Annotated in this window: 4 protein-coding genes; 2 read left to right on the top strand and 2 right to left on the bottom strand. The window is 32.8% G+C overall.

Annotated elements, in window-relative coordinates; genetic code table 11:
• Positions 1–286: hypothetical protein (locus ACKVOD_RS12580; protein WP_409209816.1), on the bottom strand; the 286-nt coding region annotated here is incomplete at its 3' end.
• Between the two features lie 192 nt (positions 287–478).
• Between ACKVOD_RS12580 and rlmF the strand changes: the two genes are divergently transcribed.
• Entirely contained in the window at positions 479–1,462 is a 984-nt protein-coding gene (rlmF, locus tag ACKVOD_RS12575) for a 23S rRNA (adenine(1618)-N(6))-methyltransferase RlmF (RefSeq protein WP_409209815.1), read from the top strand.
• Between the two features lie 128 nt (positions 1,463–1,590).
• Here rlmF and glmM read toward each other — a convergent pair whose 3' ends face one another.
• On the bottom strand, positions 1,591–2,982 hold the full coding sequence (gene glmM / locus ACKVOD_RS12570) for a phosphoglucosamine mutase (RefSeq protein ID WP_409209814.1): 1,392 nt from the start codon (positions 2,980–2,982) through the stop codon (positions 1,591–1,593).
• A 92-nt stretch (positions 2,983–3,074) separates the two neighbouring features.
• Here glmM and ACKVOD_RS12565 point away from each other — a divergent pair.
• A partial coding sequence (locus ACKVOD_RS12565) for an ACP phosphodiesterase (protein WP_409209813.1) occupies positions 3,075–3,511 on the top strand: 437 nt, incomplete at its 3' end.

Raw genomic sequence — 3,511 nt, 5'->3', positions numbered from 1 at the left:
TTTGTCTCTCTACTTCCTCATTTTTGGCTTTTAATTCTTCTTTAATCCTTTTTTCGGCTTCCTTATTTGCTTTTTCTTCCGCCTTTTGTTTGGCTAAAACCGCTTCTGCAGCAACCGACGTTGTTAATAAATCACCAACTGATGCCCTTTGGGTTAGGTCTATTGATTTGACGGAATCTTTGACCACAACAGGTTTTTCTTCAATAATATTTTTATTGATTTCTTGAGCAAAAAAAACATGAGTTGTTGTTAATACTAAGGCTGTTAATAGCAATTTAATTTTCATGATTAGGGCATATTAATTATAACTTTATTTTTAACTTGTAATGCATTTGATTACTATAAAAATCAACAATTTACAAAATATAAATATATACTATTTTCTAATATTTAATTTACTAAATTGTTAAATTTAAATCAGAAAAATCAAAATAGGATAACGTAACACTAAATTACGATTGCTTATATTTGCGAAACTATGGAGAAGTCTAAAATAAAAAATAGTATTGAAAAAACCAATTTGCACTCAAGAAACCTGCATCGATTAGGCTATGATTTTGCAGCATTAATTAACATTTATCCAGACCTTCAACAGTTTGTCATTATCAATGACTACCAAATTGACTCAAACCATAGTGAACAGGCGAAGCAAACAATAGATTTTAGCAATCCCAAAGCTGTAAAAGCATTAAACAAAGCCCTATTAATGGCTAATTATGACATACAAAACTGGGATATTCCTGAAAATTATCTATGCCCTCCTATTCCGGGTCGTGTAGATTATATTCATTATATCGCCGATTTATTAACAAAAAATAATAACGGTATTATTCCCCAAGGCGAAACTATCCAAGTACTGGATATTGGCGTGGGTGCCAATTGCATTTATCCAATTCTAGGAAACGCTGTTTATGGATGGTCATTTGTAGGGACTGAAATTGATGAGAAAGCCCTTCAAAACTGCAAAAAAATAATAGAAGCCAATCCAAGGTTAGTAGATTGCATCAGTTTACAACAACAAATCGAATCCCGTTATATTTTCAAAAATATCATCACTACAGAAGACCGTTTCACTTTCACGATGTGCAATCCTCCTTTTCATAATTCTCAAGAAGAAGCTACCAAATCATCAATTAGAAAAATTAACAATCTTGAGAATACTCGAACCTTAAAACCTGTTTTAAATTTTGGGGGGCAAAACGCTGAATTATGGTGCGATGGTGGTGAATCTGGTTTTGTAACCCAAATGATTTTTGAAAGTGCTAAATACCCGATGCAATGCCTTTGGTTTACTACTCTAGTCTCAAAAAAAGAGAATTTATCTAGTTTTTACAAAACCTTAAATAAGGTTAATGTAGCCGATTTTAAAACCATCGATATGGCACAAGGTCAAAAAACCAGCCGAATCCTTGCATGGACTTTTATGAGCGAAGCGCAACAAAAAGTGTGGAGTTTTGAGTGAAAAATTTAAAATTTTATTTAAAGTCCTACCTCTAAATAATATATTCAAAATAGTAGATAAAATATAAAAATTAAACAGCACTAAAAAAGATTTTAGTGCTGTTTAATTTTCAAAGAATTCAATTTTAATTATTTTATTGCTACAATTGCTTTTATCTCATCAATAATTCGCAAAGCTAAACCATCTGCTTTTTGTTGCGTAGGAGCTTCAGTATAAATTCGTATGATTGGTTCTGTATTAGACTTTCTTAGGTGTACCCATTCTGTTTCAAAATCAATTTTTACACCGTCAATAGTGGTAATATCCTCATTTTTGTATTTCTCGGTCATGGCCACAAGAATCATATCCACATCTATTTGAGGGGTTAATTCAATTTTTTTCTTACTCATGTAGTATTCCGGATACGAAGCACGCAAAGCAGAAACCGTAATGTTCTTGTGGGCTAAATGAGTCAAAAACAAAGCAACACCTACCAAACTATCACGTCCATAGTGTAATTCAGGATAGATAATCCCTCCATTTCCTTCACCCCCAATAATAGCATTGTTTTTCTTCATCAATTCGACTACATTAACTTCACCAACAGCACTAGCCTCATAATTTTCTTTATGAGCATTAGTTACATCGCGCAATGCACGAGAGGAAGACATATTCGAAACGGTATTTCCAGGTGTTTTCCCTAAAACAAAATCAGCACAAGCAACTAATGTGTACTCTTCGCCAAACATTTCACCATCTTCACAAATAAATGCTAGTCGATCTACATCAGGATCAACGACAATGCCTAAATGGGCTTTTTCTTTCACAACTAATTCCGAAATATCGGTCAAATGTTCTTTTAAAGGTTCTGGATTATGAGGAAAATGTCCATTAGGCTCACAGTATAGTTTAACCACTTCAACCCCCATTAATTCTAATAATTTAGGAATAATAATACCTCCTGAGGAATTTACACCGTCTACAACAACTTTAAATTTAGCCGCTTTGACCGCATCGATATCAACCAATGATAAGTTCAATACTTCATCAATATGAATATCCATATAAGCATCATTAACAGTAATTTCGCCAATTGAATCAACATCAGAAAAATAGAAAGCTTCGGCTTCGGCAATTTGAAGGATTTTCTCTCCTTCAATTCCATTTAAAAACTCCCCTTTATCGTTTAGTAATTTCAATGCGTTCCATTGTTTCGGGTTATGAGAAGCGGTTAAAATAATACCGCCATCAGCTTTTTCTAAGGGCACAGCTACCTCTACTGTTGGAGTGGTTGAAAGCCCTAAATCAATTACATCAATTCCTAAACCAATAAGTGTATTTACAACCAGATTTTGAATCATTGGCCCAGAAATTCTAGCATCACGTCCTACTACAACTTTAAATTTCTTTTCATTATTATTGTCTTTCAACCAGGTTCCATAAGCTGAGGCAAATTTCACAGCATCGACTGGAGTTAAATTATCTCCAACTTTTCCGCCAATAGTTCCACGAATTCCCGATATTGATTTTATTAAAGTCATTTTTATTTATGATATTAGATATTTAATTTATGAATGACAAATATAATAATTGGTCGTTTATAATAGTCAATTAAAATTCCTAATTTAGACAAATGAATTTTCTAGCACACATCTATCTTTCTGGCGATAATGATTTAATAAAAATTGGCAATTTTATGGCAGATGGGATTCATGGAAAAAACTTAGAGCATTTTTCTAAAGACATTAGAAAAGGAATTATTTTACATAGGGCAATAGATACATTTACTGATGCTCATCCATTATTTAGAAAAAGTACTAAAAGGTTACATCCTAATTACCACCATTATTCAGGAATTATTGTCGATATTTTTTACGACCATTTTTTGGCAAAGAACTGGAGTAATTATTCTGATGAAAGATTGGAAGATTATTCGGAACGTTTTTACCAATCGTTGAGAGACAATTATGATGATTTGACTCCAAAAACCCAAAAAATGATGCCTTATATGATAGATTACAATTGGCTTCTGAGTTATCAAACCATAGAAGGTATCGAAAGCGTTTTGGC

Source organism: Flavobacterium sp., from assembly GCF_046155325.1.
GTDB lineage: Bacteria > Bacteroidota > Bacteroidia > Flavobacteriales > Flavobacteriaceae > Flavobacterium.
This window is presented reverse-complemented; position numbering and strand designations above follow the sequence as displayed.

Coding starts and splice junctions, on each gene's coding strand:
- rlmF (WP_409209815.1), top strand. CDS start 479: ATGGAGAAGTCTAAAATAAAAAATAGTATTGAAAAAACCAATTTGCAC.
- glmM (WP_409209814.1), bottom strand. CDS start 2,982: ATGACTTTAATAAAATCAATATCGGGAATTCGTGGAACTATTGGCGGA.